Origin of the sequence: Planosporangium thailandense (assembly GCF_011947195.1) — a bacterium.
Taxonomy (GTDB): domain Bacteria; phylum Actinomycetota; class Actinomycetes; order Mycobacteriales; family Micromonosporaceae; genus Planosporangium; species Planosporangium thailandense.
In genome coordinates this window covers 26,819-51,816 of sequence record NZ_JAATVY010000004.1, presented here as the reverse complement: position 1 = coordinate 51,816, position 24,998 = coordinate 26,819, and the positions used below count along the sequence as shown (strand labels likewise).

The 24,998-nt window shown below is 71.2% G+C and carries 28 protein-coding genes and 1 other RNA gene; 5 read left to right on the top strand and 24 right to left on the bottom strand.

All coding sequences use genetic code 11. The annotated features are described in order from the left end of the window. Window positions 1-59: 59 nt before the first annotated feature. From HC031_RS07910 to HC031_RS32460, 6 genes are all read right to left on the bottom strand, one after another. Window positions 60-1,253, bottom strand: a complete 1,194-nt coding sequence (locus HC031_RS07910; RefSeq protein WP_167924560.1) for a cytochrome P450 — start codon at window positions 1,251-1,253, stop codon at window positions 60-62. Next, window positions 1,250-2,014 (bottom strand): helical backbone metal receptor, encoded by a 765-nt coding sequence (locus tag HC031_RS07905; protein ID WP_167924559.1) that lies wholly within the window; start codon window positions 2,012-2,014, stop codon window positions 1,250-1,252. The genes HC031_RS07910 and HC031_RS07905 overlap by 4 nt, the downstream gene beginning before the upstream one ends. Next, on the bottom strand, window positions 2,011-2,718 hold the full coding sequence (gene npdG, locus HC031_RS07900; protein WP_167924558.1) for an NADPH-dependent F420 reductase: 708 nt from the start codon (window positions 2,716-2,718) through the stop codon (window positions 2,011-2,013). The genes HC031_RS07905 and npdG overlap by 4 nt, the downstream gene beginning before the upstream one ends. A 52-nt stretch (window positions 2,719-2,770) precedes the next feature. Then, window positions 2,771-4,549 (bottom strand): AMP-binding protein, encoded by a 1,779-nt coding sequence (locus HC031_RS07895; protein ID WP_167924557.1) that lies wholly within the window; start codon window positions 4,547-4,549, stop codon window positions 2,771-2,773. Between the two features lie 68 nt (window positions 4,550-4,617). After that, window positions 4,618-6,015 carry an RNB domain-containing ribonuclease gene (locus HC031_RS07890; protein ID WP_167924556.1) on the bottom strand — a complete coding sequence of 466 codons (1,398 nt, stop codon included), beginning with the start codon at window positions 6,013-6,015 and terminating at the stop codon, window positions 4,618-4,620. 69 nt (window positions 6,016-6,084) lie between these two features. Further along, window positions 6,085-7,110, bottom strand: coding sequence for a hypothetical protein (locus tag HC031_RS32460; RefSeq protein WP_205862445.1), 1,026 nt, complete (start codon window positions 7,108-7,110; stop codon window positions 6,085-6,087). Between HC031_RS32460 and HC031_RS32455 the strand changes: the two genes are divergently transcribed. Next, window positions 7,070-7,915 (top strand): hypothetical protein, encoded by an 846-nt coding sequence (locus HC031_RS32455; protein WP_205862444.1) that lies wholly within the window; start codon window positions 7,070-7,072, stop codon window positions 7,913-7,915. The genes HC031_RS32460 and HC031_RS32455 overlap by 41 nt on opposite strands. Before the next feature lie 423 nt (window positions 7,916-8,338). Here the strand turns inward: HC031_RS32455 and HC031_RS07880 are convergent, their stop codons facing one another. From HC031_RS07880 to HC031_RS07840, 9 genes are all read right to left on the bottom strand, one after another. Continuing rightward, window positions 8,339-8,608 carry a DUF2795 domain-containing protein gene (locus tag HC031_RS07880; RefSeq protein WP_167924555.1) on the bottom strand — a complete coding sequence of 90 codons (270 nt, stop codon included), beginning with the start codon at window positions 8,606-8,608 and terminating at the stop codon, window positions 8,339-8,341. Window positions 8,609-8,692: 84 nt separating this feature from the next. Next, window positions 8,693-9,151: a hypothetical protein gene (locus tag HC031_RS07875; protein WP_338090534.1), complete on the bottom strand. Its 459-nt coding sequence runs from the start codon at window positions 9,149-9,151 to the stop codon at window positions 8,693-8,695. Between the two features lie 15 nt (window positions 9,152-9,166). Then, window positions 9,167-9,766, bottom strand: coding sequence for an HAD-IA family hydrolase (locus tag HC031_RS34295; RefSeq protein WP_205862443.1), 600 nt, complete (start codon window positions 9,764-9,766; stop codon window positions 9,167-9,169). 254 nt (window positions 9,767-10,020) lie between these two features. Beyond that, entirely contained in the window at window positions 10,021-10,368 is a 348-nt protein-coding gene (trxA, locus tag HC031_RS07865; protein ID WP_167924553.1) for a thioredoxin, read from the bottom strand. Then, window positions 10,338-10,730, bottom strand: a complete 393-nt coding sequence (locus tag HC031_RS07860) for a MerR family transcriptional regulator (protein ID WP_167924552.1) — start codon at window positions 10,728-10,730, stop codon at window positions 10,338-10,340. The genes trxA and HC031_RS07860 overlap by 31 nt, the downstream gene beginning before the upstream one ends. Window positions 10,731-10,762: 32 nt before the next feature. Next, window positions 10,763-11,566: a CPBP family glutamic-type intramembrane protease gene (locus tag HC031_RS34290; RefSeq protein ID WP_167924551.1), complete on the bottom strand. Its 804-nt coding sequence runs from the start codon at window positions 11,564-11,566 to the stop codon at window positions 10,763-10,765. Window positions 11,567-11,914: 348 nt separating this feature from the next. Further along, window positions 11,915-12,388, bottom strand: coding sequence for a DUF5946 family protein (locus HC031_RS07850; RefSeq protein ID WP_205862442.1), 474 nt, complete (start codon window positions 12,386-12,388; stop codon window positions 11,915-11,917). A gap of 24 nt (window positions 12,389-12,412) precedes the next feature. Next, entirely contained in the window at window positions 12,413-12,556 is a 144-nt protein-coding gene (locus HC031_RS07845) for a hypothetical protein (protein WP_167924550.1), read from the bottom strand. Between the two features lie 186 nt (window positions 12,557-12,742). After that, window positions 12,743-13,090: a VOC family protein gene (locus HC031_RS07840; RefSeq protein WP_167924549.1), complete on the bottom strand. Its 348-nt coding sequence runs from the start codon at window positions 13,088-13,090 to the stop codon at window positions 12,743-12,745. Window positions 13,091-13,253: 163 nt separating this feature from the next. Here HC031_RS07840 and HC031_RS07835 point away from each other — a divergent pair, with 163 nt between their 5' ends. Further along, window positions 13,254-13,496 (top strand): hypothetical protein, encoded by a 243-nt coding sequence (locus HC031_RS07835; RefSeq protein WP_167924548.1) that lies wholly within the window; start codon window positions 13,254-13,256, stop codon window positions 13,494-13,496. A 136-nt stretch (window positions 13,497-13,632) separates the two neighbouring features. Here the strand turns inward: HC031_RS07835 and HC031_RS07830 are convergent, their stop codons facing one another. Both HC031_RS07830 and rnpB read right to left on the bottom strand, forming a co-directional pair. After that, the gene (locus tag HC031_RS07830; protein WP_167924547.1) at window positions 13,633-14,154 is read right to left on the bottom strand and encodes a pyridoxamine 5'-phosphate oxidase family protein; all 522 of its coding nucleotides are present in this window, start codon (window positions 14,152-14,154) and stop codon (window positions 13,633-13,635) included. Between the two features lie 67 nt (window positions 14,155-14,221). After that, window positions 14,222-14,628, bottom strand: an RNA gene (rnpB, locus tag HC031_RS07825) — RNase P RNA component class A. 104 nt (window positions 14,629-14,732) lie between these two features. Here rnpB and HC031_RS07820 point away from each other — a divergent pair. Then, entirely contained in the window at window positions 14,733-15,521 is a 789-nt protein-coding gene (locus HC031_RS07820) for a sulfite exporter TauE/SafE family protein (RefSeq protein WP_167924546.1), read from the top strand. An 81-nt stretch (window positions 15,522-15,602) separates the two neighbouring features. Here HC031_RS07820 and mctP read toward each other — a convergent pair whose 3' ends face one another. Then, window positions 15,603-17,237: a monocarboxylate uptake permease MctP gene (mctP, locus tag HC031_RS07815; RefSeq protein ID WP_167924545.1), complete on the bottom strand. Its 1,635-nt coding sequence runs from the start codon at window positions 17,235-17,237 to the stop codon at window positions 15,603-15,605. 6 nt (window positions 17,238-17,243) lie between these two features. Then, the gene (locus HC031_RS07810; RefSeq protein WP_167924544.1) at window positions 17,244-17,468 is read right to left on the bottom strand and encodes a DUF3311 domain-containing protein; all 225 of its coding nucleotides are present in this window, start codon (window positions 17,466-17,468) and stop codon (window positions 17,244-17,246) included. Between the two features lie 129 nt (window positions 17,469-17,597). Between HC031_RS07810 and HC031_RS07805 the strand changes: the two genes are divergently transcribed. Next, window positions 17,598-18,839, top strand: a complete 1,242-nt coding sequence (locus HC031_RS07805) for an SLC13 family permease (protein WP_167924543.1) — start codon at window positions 17,598-17,600, stop codon at window positions 18,837-18,839. Continuing rightward, window positions 18,836-19,477, top strand: a complete 642-nt coding sequence (locus HC031_RS07800) for a universal stress protein (protein WP_205862441.1) — start codon at window positions 18,836-18,838, stop codon at window positions 19,475-19,477. Before HC031_RS07805 ends, HC031_RS07800 begins: the two co-directional genes overlap by 4 nt. A gap of 53 nt (window positions 19,478-19,530) precedes the next feature. Here the strand turns inward: HC031_RS07800 and HC031_RS07795 are convergent, their stop codons facing one another. The 5 genes from HC031_RS07795 to HC031_RS07775 form a co-directional block, all read right to left on the bottom strand. Then, window positions 19,531-20,622, bottom strand: a complete 1,092-nt coding sequence (locus tag HC031_RS07795; RefSeq protein ID WP_420813611.1) for a bifunctional RNase H/acid phosphatase — start codon at window positions 20,620-20,622, stop codon at window positions 19,531-19,533. After that, complete coding sequence (locus HC031_RS32935; protein ID WP_167924542.1) at window positions 20,619-21,356, bottom strand: zinc ribbon domain-containing protein; 738 nt, start codon at window positions 21,354-21,356, stop codon at window positions 20,619-20,621. Before HC031_RS32935 ends, HC031_RS07795 begins: the two co-directional genes overlap by 4 nt. Next, the gene (locus HC031_RS07785; protein ID WP_167924541.1) at window positions 21,353-22,201 is read right to left on the bottom strand and encodes a Nif3-like dinuclear metal center hexameric protein; all 849 of its coding nucleotides are present in this window, start codon (window positions 22,199-22,201) and stop codon (window positions 21,353-21,355) included. Before HC031_RS07785 ends, HC031_RS32935 begins: the two co-directional genes overlap by 4 nt. 46 nt (window positions 22,202-22,247) lie before the next feature. After that, the gene (locus tag HC031_RS07780) at window positions 22,248-23,477 is read right to left on the bottom strand and encodes a helix-turn-helix domain-containing protein (protein WP_167924540.1); all 1,230 of its coding nucleotides are present in this window, start codon (window positions 23,475-23,477) and stop codon (window positions 22,248-22,250) included. 221 nt (window positions 23,478-23,698) lie between these two features. Then, window positions 23,699-24,940: an AI-2E family transporter gene (locus tag HC031_RS07775; protein ID WP_167924539.1), complete on the bottom strand. Its 1,242-nt coding sequence runs from the start codon at window positions 24,938-24,940 to the stop codon at window positions 23,699-23,701. Window positions 24,941-24,998: the final 58 nt, after the last annotated feature.

Sequence of the window (24,998 nt, the reverse complement as noted above, 5' to 3'; positions counted from 1 at the left end):
CTTCTGCGCGATCTTGGACACTTGTGCGAGCCATAGGTCGCACAAGTGTCCAAGATCGGCTAAATCTCGACCGGCAGAGCCTCGAGGCCCCGGATGATGTACCCGGGCTTCCACGCCGGCTCCTCGACCAGCTTCATCGCCGGCGCCTTCGCCAGCAGCGCGCCGAACGACGCCGTCAGCTCGATGCGCGCCAACGGAGCGCCCAGGCAGTAGTGGATGCCGGCGCCGAAGCTGATGTGCGGGTTGTCGGTACGGCCGAGGTCCAGGCGGGCCGGGTCGGTGAACACGGCCGGGTCGTGGTTCGCCGACCCGAACAGCAGCGCGACCTCGCTGCCGCGCGGGATGTCGACGCCCCGCACGGTGATGTCCTCGAGCACCCAGCGCTCGAACATCTGCGCCGGGGTGTCGTAGCGCATCAGCTCCTCGATCGCCGTCGGCAACAGGTCCGGCGAAGCCCGCAGCCGCGCCAGCTCACCAGGGTTGCGCAACAGCGCCCACCAGCCGTTGCCGGTCGTGTTCACGGTGGCCTCGTGGCCGGCGTTGAGCAGCAGGACGCAGGTGCCGATCAGCTCGTCCTCGGTCAGCCCCTCGACCTGCGTCAGGGCGGTGATGAGGTCGTCGCGCGGGTCGGCGCGGCGCGCCGCCGCCAGCCCCCGCAGGTACGCGGAGAACTCCTCGCAGGCGCGCACCGCCCGGTCGGCGACCTCCCGCGACGGGTTCAGCTCGTACATCCCGCAGATGTCCGCCGACCAGGGGCGCAGCAGGTGCCGGTCGGACTCCGGTACGCCGAGCATCTCGGCTATGACGGTCACCGGCAGCGGTTCGGCGACCCGTGCGATGAGGTCTCCCCCGCCGTCGGCGACGAACTCGTCGACGAGCCGGTCGGCGATGCGCTGCACGGTCGGCCGGAGCGCCTCCACCCGGCGCGGCGTGAACGCCTGCGACACCAGCCGCCGCAGCCGGGTGTGGTCCGGCGGCTCCATGTCGAGGATGCCCGCGCGTACGACCCGCCAGAACGGGTCGAGGTACGCCGGGTCATCGGGCCGGCCCATCTCGGCGTGGCTCGCCACATGCAGGTACGTGCGCCCCAGCCGGCGGTCGCGCAGCAGCGCGTTCACGTCGGCGTACCGGGAGATCAGCCACTGGCCGGTGGGCTCGAACCAGCTGACCGGCTCGTGGTCGCGCAGGTGGGCGTACACGTCGTACGGATGGGCCACGAACTCCGGTGACCAGGGATCGAATACGGGCGTCACGCGGTGCAGCGTACCCAGGCGTGCGGTGACAGCTGCCGGGAGAGGACGGCACGGGCCTCGGCGAGCGAGGGGCCGTACCAGGTGAGGTGCCGGCCGGAGACGAGCGCGCACGGTCGGCCGGGAAACGCCTCCGGACCGTCGGTGGCGGTGAACGCGTACGGCTCGTCGGGCAGGACGACCAGGTCGGACTCCCGGATGTCGGCCAGCTTCGGGCGCGGATAGCGCTCGGCGTCGTCGGCGTAGACGTTCACGAGGCCGAACCGGGCCAGCACGTCACCGGCGAAGGTCCGGCCACCGAGGACGATCCAGGGGCGACGCCAGACCGGTACGACGACCCGGAGGGCGTACTCCGGCGGCGCGGCCCAGGCCGCCCGCGCCGCGTCGAGCCAGGCCGGCCGGGCCACACCGAGCACCGCGAGCATCCGTTCCAGCGAACCGAACGCCTCGTCCACCGTCTGCGGGAACGTCACCCACACCGGCACCCCGGCGGCCCGCAGCGCGGCGACGTCCTCGGGCCGGTTCTCCTCGGCGTTGGCGAGCACCAGGTCCGGCGTCAGGGCGAGGACGGCCTCGACCGACGGGTACTTCGACCCGCCGACCCGCGCGACCGGAAGCGACGCCGGGTGCGTGCAGTAGTCGGTCGCGCCGACCAGCAGGCCCGGCGCGCTGACCGCGACGGCCTCGGTCAGCGACGGCACGAGCGAGACCACCCGCCGGGGTGGCCCCGCCAGCGACAGTGGCTCGCCGAGGTCGTCGTTCACACGTCGGTGATGCGTACGCCGGCGTGCGCCTTGTACCGCTTGTTGATGGCGATGAGGTTGGCCGTCATCCCCTCCACCTGGGAGGCGTTGCGCAGTCGGCCGGCGTGCAGGCCGCGCATGCCGTCGATACGGCCGGCGAGCGCCTGCACCACGGCCACGGCCTCCCGGTCGTCACCGAGGACGAGCACGTCCAGGTCCATCGCGGCGACCTCGGGGGCGATCAGCAGCACGGCGCTGACGTGGTGGAACGCCGCGCACACCCGCGAGTCCGGCAGCAGGGCCGCCGCCTGCTCGGCGGCGCTGCCCTCCGGTACCGGCAGCACGTACGGGCCCTGCTTGTCGAACCCGAGCGGGTTGACGCAGTCCACGACGATCTTCCCGGCCAGGTGCTCGGCGAGGCTGGACAGCAGTTCGCCGTGGCCTTCCCACGGCACCGCGACGATGACCACGTCGGCGCCGCAGGCGTACGCGTTGTCGCCGCCGGTCACGTGCTCGCCGTTGACCAGCCCGCTGACCACGCCGGGCATCTTGGCGAGCTCAGCGGCCGCCTGCGCGCCGCGCTCGCTCGACCGGGAACCGATGCGGACCTTCTGACCGGCGCGCGCGAACCGGTACGCCAGGCCGCGCCCCTGCGGGCCGGTGCCGCCCAGAATGCCAACCGTCAGCCCGGACACGTCCGGCAACGTCGTCGGGTCGAAGCTCATGCCGTCAGTCTCGCACCGGCAGCGGCGCCGTGGATCGCGAGCGTCGCGATCATCACATGTTCCTGAGTTCCGGGAAGTCGTCCTCCCAGTACTCGTGCTCGGCGCGGCGGGTGCGGCTGTTCTCCGCCCCGCGCAGCTCCACCCGACGGATCTTGCCGGAGATCGTCTTCGGCAGCTCGGCGAACTCGATCCGGCGCACCCGCTGGTACGGCGCCAGCCGGCCACGTGCGAACCGCAGAATCTCCCGCGCCATCTCGGGCCCCGGCTCGTAGCCGTCGGCGAGCATCACGTACGCCTTGACGACCGCCAGCCGCAACGGGTCGGGCGACGGCACGACGGCCGCCTCGACCACCGCCTCGTGCTCGATCAGCGCGCTCTCCACCTCGAACGGCGAGATGCGGTAGTCCGACGCCTTGAACACGTCGTCGGTGCGTCCGACGTAGGTGATGTACCCGTCCGCCTCGCGAACCGCGACGTCCCCGGTGTGGTAGAGCCCGTCCCGCATCACGTGCGCGGTGTGCTCATCGTCGAGGTAGCCCTTCATGAGACTGACCGGACGCTCGTCGAGGTCCAGGCAGATCTCGCCCTCCACCCCGTCCGGCACCCGCTCCCCCGTCAGCACGTCCGCCAGAACGATCCGGTATCCGGGCAGCGGCCGGCCCATCGAGCCGGGCTTCAGTGGCTGGCCGGGCGGGTTGCCGATCTGGGCCGTCGTCTCGGTCTGCCCGTACCCGTCGCGCACGGTGACACCCCACGCCGCGCGTACCTGCTCGATGACCTCGGGGTTGAGCGGCTCGCCGGCCGCGACGCACTCGCGCAGCGGCACCGTCCAGGCCCCCAGGTCGGCCTGGATGAGCATCCGCCACACCGTCGGCGGCGCGCAGAACGTGGTCGCGCCGCAGCGGACGATCGCGTCCAGCAGCGCGGGCGCGTTGAAACGGGCCTGGTTGACCACCAGCACGGTCGCGCCGGCGTTCCACGGCGCGAACAGGTTGCTCCAGGCGTGCTTGGCCCAGCCCGGCGAGGAGATGTTCAGGTGCACGTCGCCGGGGCGCAGGCCCTGCCAGTACATGGTGGACAGGTGCCCGACCGGGTACGACGTGTGGGTGTGCGCCACCAGCTTCGGCTGCGCCGTCGTACCGGAGGTGAAGTACAGCAGCATCGGGTCGTCGGCCCGGCTGCGGCCCTCGATCGCTTCGTCTCCGAGGAAGTCGTACGCCTGGTCGTAGCGCAGCCAGCCGGCGACCGGCGCACCGACCGCGACGCGGGTCCACGCGCCGCCGATGTCGGCGAACTTGGCCGCGTCGACGCTGCGGGCCACCACGTGGTCGACGTTGCCCCGCTCGATCCGGTCGGCCAGGTCGTCCGGGCCGAGGAGCGTCGACGCCGGGATGACCACCGCGCCGATCCGGATGGCGGCCAGCATCACCTCCCACAGTTCGACCTGGTTGCCGAGCATCAGCAGGATCCGGTCGTACCGTCGGACACCGACGCTGCGCAGCCACGCCGCGATCTGCCTGGCGGTGGCCGACATCTCCGCGAAGGTCCGCCTGGCCTCGCTGCCGTCCTCCTCCACGACCCACAGCGCGGTCTGGTCGGGCCGCTCCGTCGCCAGCACGCCGTCGAACCAGTCCACGGCCCAGTTGAACGTGTCGAGCTTCGGCCACCGGAAGTCGCGATAGGCCATCTCGTAGTCGTCGCGGTGGTCGAGCAGGAAGTCACGGGCGGCGCGGAAGGCGCTGCCGGCGGCGGGGTCCGGGACGGAACCGTCGACCGAGATGTCGTCGTACTGCGGATCGTCGGGCACGCGGTCACCCTCCTCGTGGGTCATCGACCGGATCTCTTGTCATATCCGGTCCGGCCGCGGTCTGTCCATGCCCGCGGCGTCACCCGACCGGGTCACGGCGCGGTGTGGAACCGGACCTTCCGCTTTACGGGGTCGGCCTCGACGAGGCGGACGGGTACCCGGGCGCCGGCCACCAGGCCGTCGCCGTCGCAGCGGGCCCGCACCGGCGGCTCGTCCAGCGCGACGAGAGCGGGGTCGACGTCGAGCACCGCCGCCTCGAACACCTCACCGACCCGGCCCTGCAGCAGTACCGCCTCCAGCAGGTCGACCGCGCCCCGCTCGGCGGCGTTCGCGACCCGGTCGGTCGACGACATCACCTCCGGTAGCCGGGGCAGGGCCTGCCGCGTCCACTCCGGCGCCTCGACCCCGGCGTGCAGCGCCAGGCACACCTCGGTGGCGTACCGGTCGGCCAGGCGGCGCAGCGGCGCGGTGACGTGCGCGTACGGGGCGGCGACCGCCCCGTGTCCGGCGTCCGCCGGGGCCTCGCCGGCGAACGCCCGGTACCCGGCGCCCCGCATCAGCTCGGCCGCCTGGTCGAGGAAGGCCGCCGCCCGCGGGTCGGCCGGGTCGAGCGTCGCGATGACCGCCCCCACCTGCACCCCGTGCGGCCAGAGGACACCGAGGGCGGGCGCGGCGGCGCGCAGCCTGGCCACCGCGTCCGGTAGGGGCGCCGGCATCGTGCGCAGTAGACCCATCCGCCCGTCGATCATGATTTTCGCCGCGGCCATCCCGGTGAGGAGCGAGATCTGGGCGTTGTACTCCTCCACCACCAGCGGCGCGCGTAACCGCAGCCGCCAGCCGGCACCGTCGCGTTCGACCTCCTGCTCGGGAATCGGCAGGTTGATGGCGCCCCGGGCCAGACCGCGCTCGATGAGCAGCTTGCCGACCTCGGGCAGCAGGGCCACCGGCTCGGCGGGCTGGCCGGCATCCACGTCGGACTGCACCTGCTCGTAGTCCAGCTTCGCCCGGCTTCGTACGAGCGCGCGCTCGACCTCGACGGCCACGGTCGCCCCGTAGGCGTCCAGATCGATCGTCCAGAGCACCGCCGGCCTGTCCTGGCCGGGCAGCAGGCTCGCGGCGCCTTCGCTCAGCAGCGCCGGATGCAGTGGCACCTTCCCGTCCGGGAAGTAGACCGTCTGCCCGCGTTTCCACGTCTCGACATCCACCGCGCCACCGGGCCGTACCCAGGACGCGACGTCCGCGATGGCGTAGTACACCCGGTAGCCGCCGCTTCGGCGCTGGAGGCACATCGCCTGGTCCAGGTCGAGCGAGCCGACCGGGTCGATCGTCGCGAACGGGATGTCCGTGCGATCGACCGGCGGTCTCGGAGGGTCGGCGGCAGCCTGCTCCGCCTCCTGCTGTGCCGCCGACGGGAACCCGTCCGGCAGGTTCAGCTCACGGCGCAGTGCGCCGAAATCGAGATGGGGCGCACGTACGCGTCGAAGAGCCACAGGGTATGTCCTATCACTCTCGCGTACGGCGCCCCACCCGTCGTTACCTCAGGGAGTCCCGCAGCCGTTCTACTTGCGGAGGCTCGCCGCCTTGACGGCGCTACCGGCGGTGGCCGGCTTGCGGGTCGCCCCGTTGCCGCCGTTGGCGCCCTTGCGCTGAGCCGGGATCTTGACGCCGGCGGCGCGCGTCGCCTTGGTGGCAGCCGTCATGGTCACCTCGGTGGCCTTCACCGCGGCTGCGGTGGCCACCTTCGCGGCGGCGGCCGACGCGGCCTTCGCGGCGAGGTTCGCCGCCGACTTCGCGGTGTTGGTGGCCTTCGAGACCGCCTTCTTCGCGGTGCCGGTCGCCGACTTCGCGGTGCCGGTCGCCTTCTTGGCGGTGTCGGTCGCCTTCTTGGCGGTGTCGGTCGCCTTCTTGGCGGTGGCAGCGGCCTTGACGGTGGCGGGCTTCGTGGCAGCCGGCTTCGCCGGGGTCGTCTTGGCCGAGGTCGCCTTGGCGGCCTTGGCCGTCGCCGGGGCGGCCTTGCGGGTCGCCGCCTTCTTGACCGGCACGGCCGTACCGGTCGCGGTACCCGACGCCGGCGCCCGCTTGACCGCGGCCGGCCGGACCGGCGCCTTCTTCGCAGGCGCCGCCTTCGTGGCGGGAGCGGTCTTCTTGGCCACGGTGGCCGTCTTCTTGGCGGGAGCGGTCTTCTTGGCGGGAGCCGTCTTCTTGGCGGGAGCCGTCTTCTTGGCCGCCGTCGTCGCCTTTTTCGTAGGCGCCGCCTTCTTCGTAGGCGCCGCCTTCTTCGCCGCCGTCGTCGCCTTCTTCGCCGCCGTCGTCGCCTTCTTCGCCGGCGCCTTCGACGCGGCCGCCTTGCGGGCGGGCGCAGCCTTGGTCGCGGCGGCGGTCTTGCGAGCCGGTGCGGCCTTGGTCGCGGCAGCCGTCTTGCGAGCCGGTGGAGCCTTGGTCGCGGCAGCCGTCTTGCGAGCCGGTGCGGCCTTCGCCACCGTGGTCTTCTTCGCCACCGTGGTCTTCTTCGGCGCGGCGGTCTTCTTCGCGGCGGTGGCCGCCTTGACCGAGGTCGCCTTCTTCGGCGCGGCAGTCTTCTTCACGGCGGTGGCCGCCTTGACCGAGGTCGCCTTCTTCGGCGCGGCGGTCTTCTTCACGGCGGTGGCCGCCTTGACCGAGGTCGCCTTCTTCGGCGCGGCGGTCTTCCTCGCCACGGTGGCCGGCTTGGTCGCCGTGGTCGCCTTGGCCGTGGTCTTCTTCGGCGCAGCGGTCTTCTTCGGCGCGGTCACCTTCTTGGCCGCGGTCGCACGCGTCGCGGTGCTCTTGGCAACGGTCTTCCTCGCCGGGGCCGTCTTGGCGGTCGACTTGCTCGCCGGAGCGGTCTTGGCGGTCGACTTGGTCGCCGGCGTCGACTTGCGGGCGCTGGCCGCGCCGCGCACCGCCGTAGCCGTCGCCGCACGGCGGGTGCCGGTGGCCGCAGCCGCGACCGGCCGCTTCGCCGCGGCGGTCTTCGCCGCAGTCGTCTTCGCGGCGGTCGTCTTCGCGGCGGTCGTCTTCGCGCCGGCGCTCTTCGCCGTCGCAGCCTTGCCAGCCGCGGTCCGGGTACCCGTGCTCTTGGTCGTGCTCGTGCCAGCCGCGCGTTTGGCAGCCGGTCTGGTGGTGGCCTTGTTCGCTACGGCCATCGTGTTTTCCCCCTCGTCGGGGACGTTCGCTGATCGGTCGACGCAAGCGTCACAACAAGAGCGCTTACTCGTCCTCTCCGTTCCAGCGGGCGTCCTCCGCATCCCAAGTCTCGTTTCGTTGTCTTACTCGGTCGAGCGCTTGCTCGGCTTGCTGAGCCGACGCGTACGGTCCGAGTCGGTCCACCGCGGCGCACATGTTGTCGTTGTTCTCGACGCGGTGATGTGAAAGGCACCAGTAGTACTGGTCATCTCCGTTGTTGCTCATGTCCTCACTGCGCTCCCACAATCGGCCGTCGGTTACCGAGCCTTATAAATTTGACCAAGGGATCCACAATAGACCCGATCGAGTGACAGTCGAACACCATGGTCATGCCCGTAATCCGGCTTGCGAAACGCCGAGTGGGATACGCGGCACGTGCGGTAATTGCTTTGCGGCGAACCTGAACGGCACCTACCTGACCGCGCTGGAACAGCTGACTTGATCTCGGCGACCACGTCGCCGATACGGTGCCCGAGGAGGTCCAGAAATCGCGCCGATCATCCGGCGGGACCGTCCTGCTCGCCGGTTGTCGCGGCGCATCCGCGTACCGGTACGCCGACGGCACCAGCGCGGTGCCATCGGCGTACCGGTACGGGGGTCGCGCGGAAGCTAGCTGCTTCGCAGATACTCGGCCACCCGCTGGTGTTTGTGGTCGCGTGCCTTGACCGCCTTCTCCGCGTCGGTCTCTTCCGCGATTTCGGTCTTCGCGGAGCGGAGCACCTCGTTCTTGTTGCGGTAGTCAACCGGCGGCATACCCCGCAACGCTTTCAGCACCTGCTCCGGCGCACCAAGCTTTTCGGCCTCGCGGACGATGTCCTCCTTCATCGCCGGGAAATCCACCGTGTTGAGGTACGGCAGCACCTCGTCCCTGGTCACCATGACGGTCGCGCCTCTCGCTTCTTGACTCCTACGGCACATTGAGCACATACCCCGGCGTCTCGGAGCGAATCGCACCGAAATGCGTCAGACCGTCCCCAGCCGGTCGGCAAGGCGATCCAGCGCGCCCCGGACCAGCCGCCCGTACCCGTCGTCGCCGAGAGCGTCGACGGCGGCCCGTCCCCGCTCGAGGTGGTGGCGTGCCCGCTCGAGGTCTCCGAGCTTGCGATACGCCTCGCCCAGGTTGAGATGCAGTGACGGGTAGAAGCCGCGTACGGAGCCCGCGACCCCGGCCTGCCGCGCCCGCTCCTCGGTGATCGAATCGGCCGCTTCCAGCGCCCGCAGGTCCCAGGCCAGCTCCTCGGTCACGTCGTCCTGGGTGTCTGCCATGTGATGCGCGAGCGCGCAGCGGTGCAACGGGTCGCCGTCGGGTCCGATCTCGTCCCAGATCCGCGCGAACAGCTCACGGGCGGCAGCTCGGTCACCACGCTGGCTCAGCTCGATCCCCCGGCCGATCCGGACCATCAGTTCGTCCGGTTCGCTCACGACCCCTCCCGACGGTCACAGGCTGACGTCGATGTCCGCGATCGCCTGCTCGTTGTTCTTGAACAAAATGGCCTGCATACCCGCCTGGCGTGCGGCGTCGACGAAGGGTTCCACGTCGTCCAGGAAGATCGCCTCTTCGGGCCGTACGCCGAGCCGCCCGCACGTCAACTCGTAGATGCGCGGATCCGGCTTCGACATCCCGACCTCGTGCGAGTACACGATCAGGTCGGTGATGTCGCCGAAACCGTAACGTTCATGCTCCCGCTCACGCGCGCCGACGAAGCTGTTGCTGAGGATGGCGGTGCGGTAACGGGGGCGCAGACCCCGGAAGTACTCGCTGAGCTCGACGTTGAGGCTGCCCAGGTACTCGGTCCACACGTCGCTCATCAGGGCGTCCACCTGTGTCTCGGCCAGTCCGAGGAGGTCGCCCAGGCGCCGGTGGACGTCCGCTTCGCAGATCGCGCCGATCGAGCCGGCCCGCCACACGGGGAACGTCCGCTCGTAGAACTCGGCCGGCGACAGGCCGAGCCGGTCCGCCCACACGGTGTCCCAGCCGAGCGCCGGCGTGATCTCGAGTACTCCGCCGATGTCGAAGACGACAGCCCGTACCACCACGCTCGTCGAGGTTAGCCGCCACCGTCCACCCGCCATACATTCATCCGGCGCCTCAGCAGGTAGCGGCGGGCAGATGAAGGTCACGCGGCACGGGGATGCCCGGATGCTGCTGCTCGCCGGCGGGTGCCCTCATGGCCGCGACGGCCGGGGTGGCGACGATCGACCGCAGGCGCGCCGATCTCCTGCGGTCGCCGGGCCGCGTGAGCGCCGAGCGCCGGCGGCCGCCGACGGTGTCACAACCACCGTCGACGGTGTCACAACCCGCCATGCGCGGCCAACGCCTGCCGCAGTGAAGCCTTCGGCCGGGCCCCGACGATCGAACCGACGACCTCTCCCCCACGGAAGACAAGCAGGGTCGGCAGCGACATGACGCCGTACGTCCGGGTGGCGTTCGGATTCTCGTCAGAGTTGAGCGTGGCCACGACCATCCGGTCGCCGAACTCCTCGGCAAGCTCGGCCAGGCTGTTGGCAATCATCTTGCAGGGTCGGCACCACTCCGCCCAGAAATCGACCACCACGGGCCGGTCGCTGGTCAGCACCGTCTCGGCGAAGGTCTCGTCGCTGACAGTGATCAGGGAGCCGGTCTTCGAAGCTTGAGGCACGTTTCCTCCCGGTGCGCGATGGCGTGGGTGAGCTGGGTCTGTAGCTGCTGCCGTACCGCGCCGAGCCGGTCGATGCAGGCGTCGACCTCGGCGAGCTTGCGCCGCAGTACGGCCACCGAGTCGGGGCAGACGTCGCCGGATGTGTTGCCGGCCCGGAGGCACGCGACGAAAGGGCGGATGTCGTCGAGGCCGAAGCCTACGGCGAGCAGGGCCCGGATCTCCTGTACGACCCTCAGCTCCGCCTCGTCGTAGACGCGGTAACCGTTGGCGGAGCGCTGTGCCCGCACCAACCCGTGTGCCTCGTAGTACCGCAGCGTCCGGGTGCTTGTGCCGGCCCGCTCGGCCAGTTCGCCGATCAGCATGCGACCTCCCTCACCCGCTCATGGCAGCGACGCTAGACCTTGTCACCGGCGTCAAGGCAACGTGCGCCGGTGACAGTGGCGGTCCCCGGATCGGTCGGCGCGCTGCGGGGCGCCGGTACGAGCAGGAGCGACCGGATGTCGATGACGACGTGCAACACGATCGGTAGCAGCAGGCTGCCGGAGGCCAGATACAGGCCGGTGAGCAAGGCGCCCACCAGCGCGGTACCGACCATGCCGCCAACGCCCTGGTAGAGGTGGGCGACACCGAACAGCACGATCAGCGCCGCCGCCGCGACGTACGGGGACACGCCGAACAGCGCGACACCGGTGGCGATGAGCAGCCCCCGGAAGGCCAGTTCCTCACTGACTCCGGCCCCTACCGCGACCGCGAGGGCGTGCCACCGTTCCGCACGGGTGCGGGGCAGCATCGCCGAGAACGCCGCCTGACCGGGCACCGACCGTCCGCGACGGGCCCGGACCCGCATCGCAAGCCCCATGACGAGGATGATCACGACGAGGTACGCGGTGAACCCGGTCGCCTGCCAGCGCAGCGGACCGGCCGGCCAGGCCAGGCCGAGATGCCGTGCGTGCAGTCCCGGAGCGAGCGCGAGGCAGGCGAGCGTGACCGCCACGAAGCCGGCCTGGAAGCCCATCGTCTGGCGGAGAAACCGCAGCAGCGCATTCGGGTCGCGGTCGCGCTGCTGCTGCAGGCGTCGGTACATCCGCCTGCCCAGCAACGGCTCGCCGACCAGCAGGTAGCAGGCCAGGGCGAGAGCCAGCACCGCGGCCGGGAGGTTGAGGGCCGGGTGCAGCCACGCGAGGTCGGGATGGGTCACGTACTGCGCTCCTCTGCCAGGACAACGATGACGGGCTGCCGCGAATCCGTCCCTGAAGATCGGCACCCGGCACGGAAGAACGACGAAAACCCGCGAGAGGTACGGGCACCAGTGCTTCGGTCGCGACGGGATCGCCGTGGGCGGCCAACCACCGCTCGGCCAGGCTCCTGGCGCTTCGCGACTGCCGGTCGGGAACAGCTCGGCAACCAGATTCCGCGCGTCCGCCATCGGATCGCGATTCATCCGCGCAGCGTCGCAGGTGCCGCCCTGCCGGCAGGCGGATTACGCGGCCGGCACGGCTCCGGGGAGCCTGCCTCGGCACTGTGAGGGCGCCACCGACACACATGGTCAGGGCGCGCACGATGTCCACATCGCGACGGTGTCTTCGGCCCAGCGGCGCACCCGTTGCTCGTAACCCGGCGCGGGGAAGCTCCCGTCTGCGGCCACATCCGCGATCGTCACCTTGAGCGCCCTGGGCGCCGGACGATCCGGCATCGGCGGGCTCGAATCGAATGGCGGTCGAGCCGCGCCGCCACGGCCCCGATGTCCGCGTGAATTGCTCCGGCGAGCGGCGTCGGTCACGGCGTCGAGTGCCTGCTGCCCTCCCGCGAGGTAAGCGTGCAGGATCGCCCACCCCGGATCGTTCCTGCCGAGCGGGGCGAGCGGGTGCGCAGGGTGCTGCAGGAAGAAGCAGGTGACGGCCACGGCGTGGAGCGGGCCCCACGGTGGCCGGCGGGAATGATCCAACGCCAGCAGGCGCTCGAACAGCTCCTCGCAGGTCACCGCCTCGGTCCGCGCGCCGCACTGCGGGCAGCCCGTCACCGGCTCAGCATCCCTGTCCCGCTGTCACTGTTGAGATGAGCGTTCACGCTTCGCCCGACGCTTCCACGCGTCCTCTATGCCGCCGCGCACGGCCGCGCGGATGACCATGTAGAGGGACAGCAGGCCGAGCGCCCACCACACGATGGCTAACGCAGCACCGTCATTCATGCCGGCACCGTACACGTGATCATGTTTCGCCGCTGCCCCGATCGTCGGTTCAAAAGCCCTGCGACCAGGGCGTATCCAGGCGCGGGCGCAGCGTCGGCGGACCTGGCCGCTCCGGGGAGGGTGGACCGCGCGTGGTCCCCACGCAAACCTGGTTGGCGCCGACTGAGCGAACGGGCGTCGCCGGCGTCAGTCAGCGGCGACCTGGATGAGCGCGATCGAATTGCCTTCGAGGTCGGTCACGGTGGCCTTGCGTCCGGCGTCGCCGACCGTCTCGATAGGGCCACTGCTGATGCCCCGCGTTTCCAGGTCGGCCACCGCCTCATCCAGATCCGGCACGGAGATGGTGACCAGACTCCGGCCAGCGCGTGCGGCGTCCTTTATGACGTACAGCCACCCGGTGCCGGCAACTCGCCACATGACCTCGTGGTCGGTCACAACGACATCGGCAGCCCGGCCGAACAACCGGCCGTACCACTCAACGGCGTCGGCAAAGGCCCCAACCGCCACTCCCGCGAAGAGCAGTTCCATTTCCATGTACGCACTCTGCCAGCGCGACCGCGAGGTTGTCGATCTACTCGGCCACCTCGCCCGTCCTCTGCGGTGACGGCTCATGGATCGTGCGCTGCGCACATCGCGGTGTCGAATCCCACCCGACGCATGACGCGCGTCGCGATTGTCCGCTGTCAGGATGTCCGCGATGGCAGAGCGAGTGATGTTCGTGCAGTTGAAGACGGGCCACGACACGGACAAGGGACCAGCCTGGATCAGCCGCGTACGCTTCACCAAGAGTTGGCAGACGGCGTACTGGCTGTCGGGGCCGCACCGAGATCGCGCTGACACCCGCTACAGCAACATCCGACCGCAGATCGACGACGACGTCCGTGACCTGTACGAGGCTTTCCTCAGTGGGGCAACCCTGCCAGGTCGAGAGCGCGGCTAACCGCAGCCGCGGTCGCGCAGCTCGTCCATCATCATGTGACCCGAAAACTGATGTGCGACGCGCTCTGGACCTCCGGCCCGCCGCGCACCCGCCGGCCGGCCGCACCAGACGCCGGGACCGACTTCACGGCACTGGATCAGGGTTGGTAGCTGAGGTCGATGGCGGTCAGGAACGTGGGGCGTAGCCGTAGCCAAGCGGTGCCGCGTTCGGCCGGGTCGTCGTGTAGGTAGTCGCGGAACCGGGCGTCCCAGCAGGTCTCGTCATGGCCGAGGTAGCGGCTCAGTTTGCGTTTGCCACGCGGAACGTCGAAGGGCAGAAGCTCGGCGCGGCCGCGGGCGATGACCTGTTGCACGAGGCCGGTGGTGAGATCGCAGACGTCCACGGTGAGGGCCACCGTCGGATCGGTCTTAACTCGGCTGAACAGCTTGGTCCACGGACCGGTCAGAATCCAGAACGCTTGGTCTTCCCAGAGGTACCAGGTGGGCCGGATGGTCGGGCCGTTCGTGGCGACACGGGCGGTGAGTGGGCGGGCGAGGAATGCGTCAATGTCGAAGTCGGCACGGGTCACTGCTTGATTGTGACCATTACATCGGGCGGGCGTCCCCCCGGTGCTCGACTCGCCACGCCACGTCAAACGCCGCCCGATGACGACCAACATCGGCCAGCGACAACCGGCTATCCACCCAGCTCAGGAGCGCCGGGAGCGGCGACGACCAGGAAGGCGACGGACGAGTCGACCTGTACGCCGGGTTCTGTGACCCGCTTTGCGGCGGGCCGGCGGCCATCCATCTCGGCCTGCCGTCGCCGGCAGGCTCTAGCGGCCTACCCGCAGGCATCGGGCGGGCAGCCCTCGAACGCCTGCGCAGGTCGCCGCCGTGGGGCGGTGACCCTCTTGGCCTTGCTCCGGGTGGGGTTTACCGAGCCACCCCGGTCACCCGGGGTGCTGGTGGGCTCTTACCCCACCGTTTCACCCTTACCGCGCGGCCGAAGCCGCGAGGCGGTCTGTTTTCTGTGGCACTGTCCCGCGGGTCGCCCCGGGTTGCCGTTAGCAACCACCCTGCCCTATGGAGCCCGGACGTTCCTCGGCAACGAGGCTGAAAAGCCGCGTTGACGCGGCCGCCCGGTCGACTCGTCCGTCGCACGTCCCATCGTACTAACCCTTGCGGCCCCGACGCCCTTCCCCATGAGCTACGCCTCATACCGCCACAAATGGATTGCGGCTAGCCTGGCGGCACCATGACTGCCGCACACATCGCGCTCCTGCTGGTAGCCGGGCTCGCCGCCGGCACCGTGAACGCCATCGCCGGCGGCGGCTCGCTGGTGACGTTCCCGGCGTTGGTGGCGACGGGCCTGCCCACGATCGCGGCCAACGTGACGAACTCGATCGCGGTCTTCCCCGGGTACATCAGCAGTGTCGTCGGCAGCCGGCACGACCTGGCGGACCTCGCCGCCGAGGACCCGAAGCAGGGCCGGCGGCGCCTGCTCGCCCTCGCGCCGACCGCGATCGTCGGCACGGCCGTCGGATGCGGCCTGCTGCTGGCCACCCCGGCGAGCGCGTTCGACAAGGTGGTGCCGTTCCTGGTGCTCGGCGCGGGCGCGGTGCTCGCGTTCCAGCCCCGGCTGCGGAACATCGTCGGCCACCCGCACGACCTGCCGCCGCGCCGCCGACTGCTGTACCTGCACGGCATGGCCCTGATCGGTTCGGTGTACGGCGGGTACTTCGGCGCCGCGCTCGGCGTCATGTTCGTCGCCGCGCTGGGGCTGGTCCTCGCCACCACCCTGGCCCGTGTCAGCGCCCTCAAGAACGCCCTGTCGGCCCTGGTCGGGTTTATCACGCTGCTGGTGTTCGCGCTGTTCGGCCCGGTCGACTGGGCCGACGTGGCGATCCTCGCGCCGGCGACCATCACCGGCGGCTACGTCGGCGCCCGCCTCGCGCGGCGCCTGCCTGCGCCGGTGCTGCGCGGCATGATCGTGACGTTCGCCGGCGTGATCGGCGTGTACCTGCTGATCCGCGCATACCGCTAGCACGCAGATCTTGGACACTTGGCGGGCCTATGGCACCGCCAAGTGTCCAAGATCGCGGAGAAGCCGATCGCGGAAGTGCCGTCAGACCGGCGCCGGCTCAGCCGGCGTCGGTGTGACGCCCGGGTCGCCCGCGTCGACGTGGTAGTCGTCCTCGACGGTCGCGTCGACGCCGTCGGGCGTCTTCATCGCCCGCAGCACCAGCGTCGCGAGCACCACCACCACGAGGTTGACCAGGACCGCGAGGAACCCGGTGTACATGGTCACCTTGGTGTCGAAGCCGAGGTGGCTCAGCGCGTACGCCGATCCGCCGAAGTGCTTGTGCCTGGTGGCCGCGTTCGGCGTCACCCACAGCATCCAGAACCCGACCACCATCCCCGCGGCCCACCCGGCGATGAGCGCCCCGCGGTGGAACCACCGCGAGTACAGGCCGAGGGCGACCGCCGGCAGCGTCTGCAGGATGATGATCCCGCCGATGAGCTGCAGGTCGATGGAGAACTGCGGGTCGAGGAAGACGATGAACGCCAGCGCGCCCACCTTCACCAGCAGCGAGGCGACCTTGCTGACCTTCGCCTCCTGCGCCGGCGTGGCGTCCGGCCGCAGATACTCCTTGTAGACGTTGCGGGTGAACAGGTTGGCCGCCGCGATCGACATGATCGCCGCCGGCACGAGCGCGCCGATGCCGATGGCCGCGAACGCGATACCGGCGAACCAGCCCGGGAACATGTGCTGGAACAGCAGCGGCACGACCGTGTTGGCGTCCTTCGAACCGGCCTTGGCGCCGGGCAGCGGCACGATCTTCGCCGCGATCGCCATGTACCCGAGCAGCGCGATGAGGCCGAGCAGGAACGAGTACGCCGGAAGCGCCGACATGTTCCGCTTGATCACACCGCGGTTGCGGCTGGCGAGCACACCGGTCACGTTGTGCGGGTACAGGAAGAGCGCGAGCGCCGACCCGAACGCGAGGGTGACGTACTGCCACTGGTTGGCACTGGTCAACAGGGTTCCGCCGGCCTTCGGGTTGGCGGCGAAGTGCGCGTCGGCCGCGCCGAAGATCTTGTCCCAGCCGCCGAGCCTGGCCGGGATGTACAGCACCGCCACGATGATCACGAGGTAGATGAGGGTGTCCTTGACGAACGCGATCAGCGCCGGCGCGCGCAGCCCCGACTGGTACGTGTAGGCGGCGAGGATCGCGAACGCGACGATGATCGGCAGGTGCCGGGCGAGCATGCTGCTGCCGGTCACCCCCATCGTCTTCAGGACCGCCTCGATCCCGACGAGCTGCAGCGCGATGTACGGCATCGTGGCGACGATGCCGGTGATCGCGATGACCAGCGCGAGCGTCGGCGAGCCGAACCGGGCCCGCACGAAGTCGGCCGGCGTGACGAAGCCGTGCCGGTGCGACACCGACCACAGGCGCACCAGGACCAGGAACGCCATCGGGTAGATGATGACCGTGTACGGCAGCGCGAAGAACCCGGTCGCGCCGGCGCCGAACATCAGCGCGGGTACGGCCACGAACGTGTACGCGGTGTACAGGTCACCGCCGAGCAGGAACCAGGTGATCCACCCGCCGAAGCTGCGCCCGCCCAGCCCCCACTCGTCGAGGTGCTCGAGCGTCGCGGGCCGGCGCCAGCGGGCGGCGACGAAGCCGAGGGCGCTGACGGCGAGGAACAGGATCGTGAAGATGATGATCTCGGTGAGATGGTCCTTCCACATGGACTCTCACCCCCGCCGCTTCGTCAGCTGGTAGACCAGCGTCGTCGTGCCGACGCCGAGGATGATGAACGCGAGCTGGAGCCAGTAGAAGCGCGGGAAGCCGAACAGCCGAGGGTCATCGGCGTTGAACAGCGGTACGAGAAGCGGCACCACGACCGGGACGAGCAGCAGCCAGTACAGCGGGCTGCGGTCACCACGCGGCGGTACCGGGTCGGTATGAGGCGATGTCATCGTGATCCTCCCTGACACACGGGGTGTGGCGGAGGTAACCAGATCGCACTCAACTGAGGACACTGCGCGACGGTCCTTTGCGCCCAACGGTTCCCGCCCTGCGCCCAGCGGTCGGCGGCGCCGATACCGTTGCGTTCGATGATCCCCGTCCTCTTCCTCGTCGCGGTCCTCGGCTTCGCCGTCGCGCGGCCGTGCGGCCTGCCCGAGGCGGTCGCAGCCGTACCCGCGGCCCTGGTGGTCCTCGCGCTCGGCCTGGTGACGTGGCCCGACGCGATCCACGAGATGGCCTCACTCGGCCCCACCGTCGGGTTCCTCGCGGCCATCCTCGTACTGGCCCACCTCGCCGACGTAGAAGGCGTGTTCCGGTACGCCGGCGGGTTCGCCGCCCGGCTCAGCGGCGGGTCGCCACGGCGGCTGCTGGCGGTGGTGTTCGCGGTCGCGGCCGCCGTCACCGCCGTGCTCAGCCTCGACGCGACGGTCGTGCTGCTCACCCCGGTCGTGTTCGCCACGGCCGCCACGGTGGGTGTCCGGCCGCGCCCGCACGTGTACGCGTGCACGCACCTGGCCAACTCGGCGTCGCTGCTGCTGCCCGTGTCGAACCTGACGAACCTGCTGGCGTTCGCGGCGAGCGGGCTGTCGTTCGGCCGGTTCACCGCGCTGATGGCGGTGCCGTGGCTGGCCGCCCTGGCCGTCGAGTACGTGGTGTTCCGCCGGTTCTTCGCCGCCGACCTGTCGACCCCGCGGCACGCCGTGGCACCCGAGCCGGTCGCGGTCCCCGCGTACGCGCTCACCGTGCTGGCCGTGGTGCTCGCCGGCTTCGTCGTCCTGGAGCCGCTGGGCGTGCACCCCGCCTTCGTGGCGCTGGCCGGCGTGCTGGCGTTGACGGTACGGCACGGCGCGCTGGCCGCCCTCGGCCGGACCGGCGACCTGGTACGGGCGGCCAACCCCGCGTTCCTGGCGTTCGTGCTGGCCCTCGGCATCGTGGTGCTCGCGGTACGCCGCAGCGGGCTGGGCGCGATCGTCGCGCACCTGGTGCCGCGGCACGGCGACCTCGCGGGTCTGTTCGTCATGGCGGCCCTGGCCGCGCTGCTGGCCAACCTGCTGAACAACCTGCCCGCCACCCTGATGCTGGTCCCCCTGGTGGCGCACTCCCCCGCCCTCGTGCTGGCCGCGCTCATCGGGGTGAACATCGGGCCCAATCTGACGTACGTCGGCTCGCTGGCCACCCTGCTGTGGCGTCAGGTCCTGCACGCGCGGAACGCGCCACCGTCGACCGTCGAGTTCCTGCGGCTCGGCGCGCTCACCGTTGCGCCCTGTCTCGCGGCCGCGGTCGCGGGACTGTGGGTGGGTCTGCGACTCTGGGGGTCGTGAGGACCGTCGTCTGGATCACCGAGGGCACCTGGGAGGCGTGCGTCGACGCGGCCCGGGACTCGGCGCCGGGCCAGGTCGTACTGGTGCACGCACCGGATCCGGCGCTGGACGCGGCCATGCGGGGCGCCCGGCTGGGACTGCTCGGACGATGGCGGCACACCTCCGATCCGGAGATCGTGCTCGAACGGGCCATCACCGACGCGGTGGACGCGATGTTCGCCGCCGCGGAGCGCCGGCTCGGCCGTCCGTGCGTACACAAGACCCTGCGGGGCCGCCCCGAACGGGAGGTCGTGGCCGCGTGTGCCGGCGCGGACCTGCTCATCCTGGCCCGCGACGGCGACCACAGCCGGCTCGGTCCGGCGAGCCTCGGGCGGGAGACCCGGTTCGTCGTCGACCATGCGCCGTGCCGCGTCCTGCTGGTCTGGCCCGACGAGCCGCCCGACCTGGCGACGCTGCCGCCGCAGCCGCCCGACCAGGCCGGTCCGCACCCACCCGACCAGGCCGGTCCGCACCCACCCGACCAGGCCGGTCCGCACCCGCCCGACCATCCCCATCCGCAGCCGCCGCATCCGCCGCCGCATCCACACCCGCACCCGCCGCATCCACCGCACCCGCCCGAGCCCCCGCCGCCAAGGTGAAGGCTGCCGCGGCGCCTACAGCGAAGCGCGGCGCCTACCGCGAAGCGCGGCACCTACAGCGAAGCGAGGTGGGCGGTCTCGTTGACGGCCCGTACGGCGATGCCGCCGTCCGGCCAGAAGTCCACCATGGAGATTCCGGCCGGGTCGAGGTAGCAGCGGTGCAGGAACTCCGGGCCGGCCGCGAGCGCATCGCGCAGTATCAGTTTGATCGGCGACACGTGGCTGACGACGGCGACCCGCTCGCCCGGGTACGCCGCGCGCACCCGCTGCACCGTCCGGCTCACCCGTGCGGCGACCTCGTCGAACGACTCACCGGCCGGCGGGGCGACGGCCGGCGACGCCAGCCAGGACCGCATCTCGTCGGGCCAGCGCTCCTCCACCTGGGCGAAGCTGAGCCCCTCCCACTTGCCGAAGTCGCACTCCACGAGGTCGTCGTCGATGCGTACCGGCACGCCGCCGGCGGCTTGCGCGATCATCTCGGCGGTGCGGACGCACCGGCTCAGGGGGGAGGTGACGACCGCCGCCACCGCACCGACCCGCGTCGCGGCCGCCCGGGCCTGGGCCAGACCGCGCGGGGTCAGCGCGGCGTCGCCACGGCCGGAGTACAGCCGGCGCACGGTGTACTCGGTCTCCCCGTGGCGGACCAGGATCATGCGGGTCGCCGGGGCGTCCGGCGGCGTCCAGGACGGAGCGGGCGCGGCCGTGGGACCGGTGGGGGTCGACAGGGCCGGTTCGTCCGGCGCCGACCTGCCGTCCATCGCCGCGTTCGCGAGCGCGTCGGCGCGCTTGTTGCGCTCCCGGGGGATCCAGGTGAACCGCACCGACCGGAACCGGCGGATCAGGTCGGCGGCCTGCGCGGCGAGCGGCCGCAGTCCGGGGTGCTTGATCTGCCAGCGCCCGGACATCTGCTCCACGACGAGCTTCGAGTCCATCCGGACCTCGACCTCGTCGGCGCCGAGCTCGGCCGCGGCGGTCAAGCCCGCGATGAGCCCCTCGTACTCGGCGACGTTGTTGGTGGTGATCCCCAGTGCCCCGAGCCGCTGCGCCAGCACCTCGCCGGTGTCCGCGTCGAGCACGACGGCCCCGTACCCCGCCGTACCCGGATTGCCTCGGGCGCCGCCGTCGGCTTCGACGATCACCTTCACAGGCCGGACTCCTCCGTACGGACCATGATGCGCCCGCACTCCTCGCACCGGACGACCTCGTCGGCCGGCGCGGCCTTCAGCCGGGTCCGCTCGCTGCCGGACAGCTCCAGCCGGCACGCGCCGCAGCGGCCGGAGCGCAGCAGCGCGGCGCCCATCCCGGTCTGCTCCCGGATGCGCTCGTACAGGGCGACGAGGTCGGCCGGCAGGTCGGACACGAGCGGGGTCCGCCCCGAGCGCCGGAACTCCTCCTCCCGGCCGATCTCCGCCAGCGTCTGGTCCCGGGTGCGTTCGACCTCGTCGCGCTTCTCCCGCAGCGCCGCCAGCCGCTGCTCCACCTCGTCGAGCGAGTTCTGCGCGGACTCGCGCTGCTCCATCAGCTCCAGCTCGGCGTCTTCCAGCTCGCCCTGGCGGCGGGCTAGCGTGCCCAGCTCGTGCTGGAGGGCCTCCAGCTCCCGCGCCGGACCGGTGCCCGCGTCCAGCCGCGCCTGGTCCTTGGCGGCGCGGGCGCGTACCTGGTCGATGTCGTTCTCCAGGCGGGAGATGTCCCGGTCGAGGTCGTCGACGCCGACCTGTACGCGTACCCGCTCGTCCTCCAGCGCGGACAGCTCACGCGCCAGCCGGTCGAGCTCCGCGTACTCGGGCAGGTTCTTGCGCTTGTGCGCGAGCTGCGCCAAGGAGGTGTCGACGGCCTGCAGGTCGAGCATGCGTCGTTGGGCTTGCGGGTCGGCCTTCATCGGCTCTGCTCCTCGCTAGTAGAGGTGGCGTGCAGCGTCCACGGGTCGGTGTCGAGGTCGGAGACGACCGCCTCGACGCCGAGGGTGCCGCCCAGGTGGGCGGCGAGGTCGTCGAGCCACGGCCGCTCGGTGGCCCAGTGGGCGGCGTCCAGCAGCGCCGGGCCGCCCTCGGCCACGAACTCGCTGGCCGGGTGGTGGCGCAGGTCAGCGGTGAGGTACACGTCGACGCCGGCCGCCACCGCATCGGCGAGGAAGCTGTCACCCGCACCGCCGCTGACCGCCACGGTGGTTATCTTCCGCCCCGGCGTTCCCGCGACGCGCACCCCCCACACGGTCGGCGGCAGCACCCGGGCGGCCAGCCCGGTGAACTCGGCCAGCGTGGTCGACTGCGGCAGGCGGCCGATCCGGCCGTGGCCGCGCCCCCCGCCGGCCGCGGCACCGACCGCCGGGCGCAGCGGACGGACGTCGACCAGGCCGAAGCGGGCGGCGAGGGCGTCGGAGACACCGGGGTTGGCGACGTCGGCGTTGGTGTGGGCGACGTACAGCCCGATGCCGGCGCGGATGAGCCGGTGGACGATGCGCCCCTTGTACGTGGTCGGCGCCACCGACGAGACCCCGCGCAACAGCAGCGGATGGTGCGAAACGATCAGGTCGGCGCCGACGGCGACGGCCTCGTCGACCGTCTCGGGCACGCAGTCGACGACGCAGAGGATCTTCCGTACGCCCGCCTCCGGCTCGCCGAGCACGAGGCCGACCCGGTCCCAGTCCTCCGCCCAGGCCGGCGGGTAGCGGTCCTCGATCACGGCCACGACATCGGTGAGGGTGGGCGGCTGGGCGACTGTCACGGGCGCGAGGCTACCGCAATCCGGGTGACCGGTCAGCGCGCCGTCGTCACGCCGCTACCCCCATGTTCTCGGCCAGCTCGGCGATGGGTGGGGGCGGGGTGCCGCGGCTGCGGCGCAGCACGTCGGTCAGCACCTCGCGGGCGATCGGCCGGCAGCGGATCTCGGACGGGGCGAGCCGGTCGCCCTCCAGCAGCATCTCGCTGGCGCCCTCGACGTCGCCGATCTGCGCGTATCCGCGGGCGATGTCGAGGAAGTGGTGGGCCCGCCGCTCGGGCAGCAGCGCCCCGAAGCCCTCCGGGTCGAGCCGGTGGTGGGTCTGCACCGCCAGCTTGCCCTCGCCCAGTTCGACGGCGGCGGCCGCGCGGTGCAGCTCGACGTTGGTCGGCCCGAACGACGTCCAGTAGTGGTTCTGGTCGCCGCCGAGGGCGCGGGCCGCCTCGCCCGCGCCGGCGAGCAGGTCGCGTACGGAGGCCGTGTCGCCGATCCGCGCGGCGGCGATGGCTCCTTGCAGCAGCAGCATCCCGTACACCGACAGCCGCTCCGGTGTGGTCGGCTCGCTGCCGCCGGGCGCCAGCCGGTTGGCAACGTTGACATTGACCTCGAGCGCCGGTCGGGCCCGGCCGAGCGCCAGCAGGGAGAGGGCCACCCGGTAGGTACCCACGCCCGCCAGCAGCGGGTCGCCGGAGCGCTGCGCGGTCGCGATGGCGCGGTCGGCCGCGAGCCAGGACAGCTCGTGTTCGCCGAGCTTGCGCAGCGTCGACGAGGCCAGCTGGTACACCTGGGACAAAAGGTGCGCGGCGGTCCGGGCGTCGTCGGTGCCGGCGTACGCCGTTTCGGCCGCCTGGGCGTCGCGCAGCAGTTTCGGCAGCGCCCGGGTGAGCATGCTGCACTTGGCGTGCTGGTAGGTCAGCCACGCGTGGTTGACGGCCTTACGGAGCTGCCCGAGTGGTGGCGGTTCGGGCGGCGCGTTGAAGAACGCGCTGATCTGGTCGTACCGCTCCAGCGCGGCGCGGATCTCCTCCACCTCGACCTGATCGACGCCGTTGACGACGTCCGGCCGCCGCTCCGGCTCCTTGCCCAGCAGAAGCTGCACGTCGACCTGGAGGACATCGGCAATCTCGTAGACGACCGAGAACTTGTCGAGCCGGCGGACCCCGCGCTCCACCTTGTCGACCCAGCTCTTGGACTTGCCGAGCCGGTCGGCGAAGACCTGCTGCGACATCTTGCGCCGGCTGCGCCAGTACGCCACGCGGCGCCCGATCGGCAGCTCCTCCATGTCTGTCGCGCTCCCTCCCTGTCCGGCGGCTCGCCGCCGGACTCCGGTCGGGTTCCTGCCACGCCTTCGGCGGGCGGCCAGTCCCGGCAGTCAGAGCGTTTCTTCAATGAAAAAACGATCTAGGTACGCCACCGGTGACGCGCGATGTACCGTACGTCACGGCTGCCCGGGCCAACTGTAAACCGAGGCTGACTCACATGTGTTGACATGTGAACGAACGCTCACCCGCCGCGGCTCCCAGGCTGTCCCACCTGCGGCGCGGCCTCCCGGCCTGGCGGCTGCGCGCCCTCCGCGACAGGTCGCGCCTCCCCATCCCCCGGCGGCGGCTCCGAGCCCGCCGACGGCGCCGACTCCGAGCCCGCCGACGGCGCCGGCTCCGAACCCGCCGACGGCGCCGGGGCACCCGACGGCTGCGCGGCGCGCCGCTGCCGGCGCACGCTCCACACCTCCCGGGCGATGATCTGGATCATCCCCGCGATCGGGATCGCCAGCAGGGCGCCCAGGATGCCCGCCAGCTCGGTGAAGATCAGGATGCTGATCAGCACCGTCAGCGGGTCGAGCCGCACCGTCCGGGCCAGGATCACCGGCTGCAGCAGATGGTTCTCCACCTGCTGGTAGACGATGAAGAACACGACGACGACGATCCCGGCGGTCAGCGAGTAGAAGAACCCGGCGAGGGCCGCCACGACCGCGCCGAGGGTCGCGCCGACCAGCGGTATCAGATCCGCGATCGCCACGAACAGGGCGATCAGGCCGGCGAAGGGCACGTGCAGCAGCGCCAGGACGGCGTACGTGAGCGCCCCGCAGATCACGCTGATGAGCAGGTTGCCGGTGATGTAGCCGGTGATCGTACGGGCGCAGTCGCGGCCGACGCGGTGGATGCGCTCGGCCCGGCGCGGCTCGAGCAGCCCGAGGACTCCGTCGACCACGCGCGGACCTTCCAGCACCATCAGGTACGCGAGCACGAAGACCGTGATCGCCCCGACCACGGCGGTCACGGCGCCCCGGATCAACGCCAGCGTCGGCGCGCCGAGATTGCTCAGGTACGCACGGATCTGCCCGCTGTGCTGCTCGGCGTACTGGCGCAGGTGGAACCGGTTGACCAGCGCGCCGAGCGGGCCACGACCGGCGCGAGTGTCGTGGACGAGGGCCGGCACCTGATCGGCGAACCGGGTGACGTCGTTGACCAGCGGCAACACGAACAGCGCCGTCAGCCCGGCGAGGATCACGAAGACCAGCAGGAAAACCAGCAGCGTCGACAACCATCGCCGGCACCAACCGACGTGCCGGTCGATCCAGTTCACGGCCGGGTACAGCGCGACGGCGAAGAACGCGGCGATGACGAGCCAGGTCAGGACGCGGCGGGCCTCGTACACCAGGCCGAGCACGAAGGCCGTGAGCAGGACCAGTCCGATGACGGTCAGGGTGGTCCGGGCAGGGCTGCGGGCGCTCGATGTCGTCATCCGGGCACGGTCCCCGGACAACGGTTCGACAAACGCCACCGGAGCAGGGCGGGCACGC

Excerpts from the sequence above, each read along its gene's own strand:
- npdG (WP_167924558.1), bottom strand. The coding sequence starts at position 2,718 with ATGAGCTTCGACCCGACGACGTTGCCGGACGTGTCCGGGCTGACGGTT.
- HC031_RS07895 (WP_167924557.1), bottom strand. The coding sequence starts at position 4,549 with ATGACCCACGAGGAGGGTGACCGCGTGCCCGACGATCCGCAGTACGAC.
- HC031_RS07880 (WP_167924555.1), bottom strand. The coding sequence starts at position 8,608 with ATGGTGACCAGGGACGAGGTGCTGCCGTACCTCAACACGGTGGATTTC.
- HC031_RS07860 (WP_167924552.1), bottom strand. The coding sequence starts at position 10,730 with ATGCTGATCGGCGAACTGGCCGAGCGGGCCGGCACAAGCACCCGGACG.
- HC031_RS07845 (WP_167924550.1), bottom strand. The coding sequence starts at position 12,556 with ATGAATGACGGTGCTGCGTTAGCCATCGTGTGGTGGGCGCTCGGCCTG.
- HC031_RS07840 (WP_167924549.1), bottom strand. The coding sequence starts at position 13,090 with ATGGAAATGGAACTGCTCTTCGCGGGAGTGGCGGTTGGGGCCTTTGCC.
- HC031_RS07835 (WP_167924548.1), top strand. The coding sequence starts at position 13,254 with ATGGCAGAGCGAGTGATGTTCGTGCAGTTGAAGACGGGCCACGACACG.
- HC031_RS07830 (WP_167924547.1), bottom strand. The coding sequence starts at position 14,154 with ATGTTGGTCGTCATCGGGCGGCGTTTGACGTGGCGTGGCGAGTCGAGC.
- HC031_RS07820 (WP_167924546.1), top strand. The coding sequence starts at position 14,733 with ATGACTGCCGCACACATCGCGCTCCTGCTGGTAGCCGGGCTCGCCGCC.
- mctP (WP_167924545.1), bottom strand. The coding sequence starts at position 17,237 with ATGTGGAAGGACCATCTCACCGAGATCATCATCTTCACGATCCTGTTC.
- HC031_RS07810 (WP_167924544.1), bottom strand. The coding sequence starts at position 17,468 with ATGACATCGCCTCATACCGACCCGGTACCGCCGCGTGGTGACCGCAGC.
- HC031_RS32935 (WP_167924542.1), bottom strand. The coding sequence starts at position 21,356 with ATGAAGGCCGACCCGCAAGCCCAACGACGCATGCTCGACCTGCAGGCC.
- HC031_RS07780 (WP_167924540.1), bottom strand. The coding sequence starts at position 23,477 with ATGGAGGAGCTGCCGATCGGGCGCCGCGTGGCGTACTGGCGCAGCCGG.
- HC031_RS07775 (WP_167924539.1), bottom strand. The coding sequence starts at position 24,940 with ATGACGACATCGAGCGCCCGCAGCCCTGCCCGGACCACCCTGACCGTC.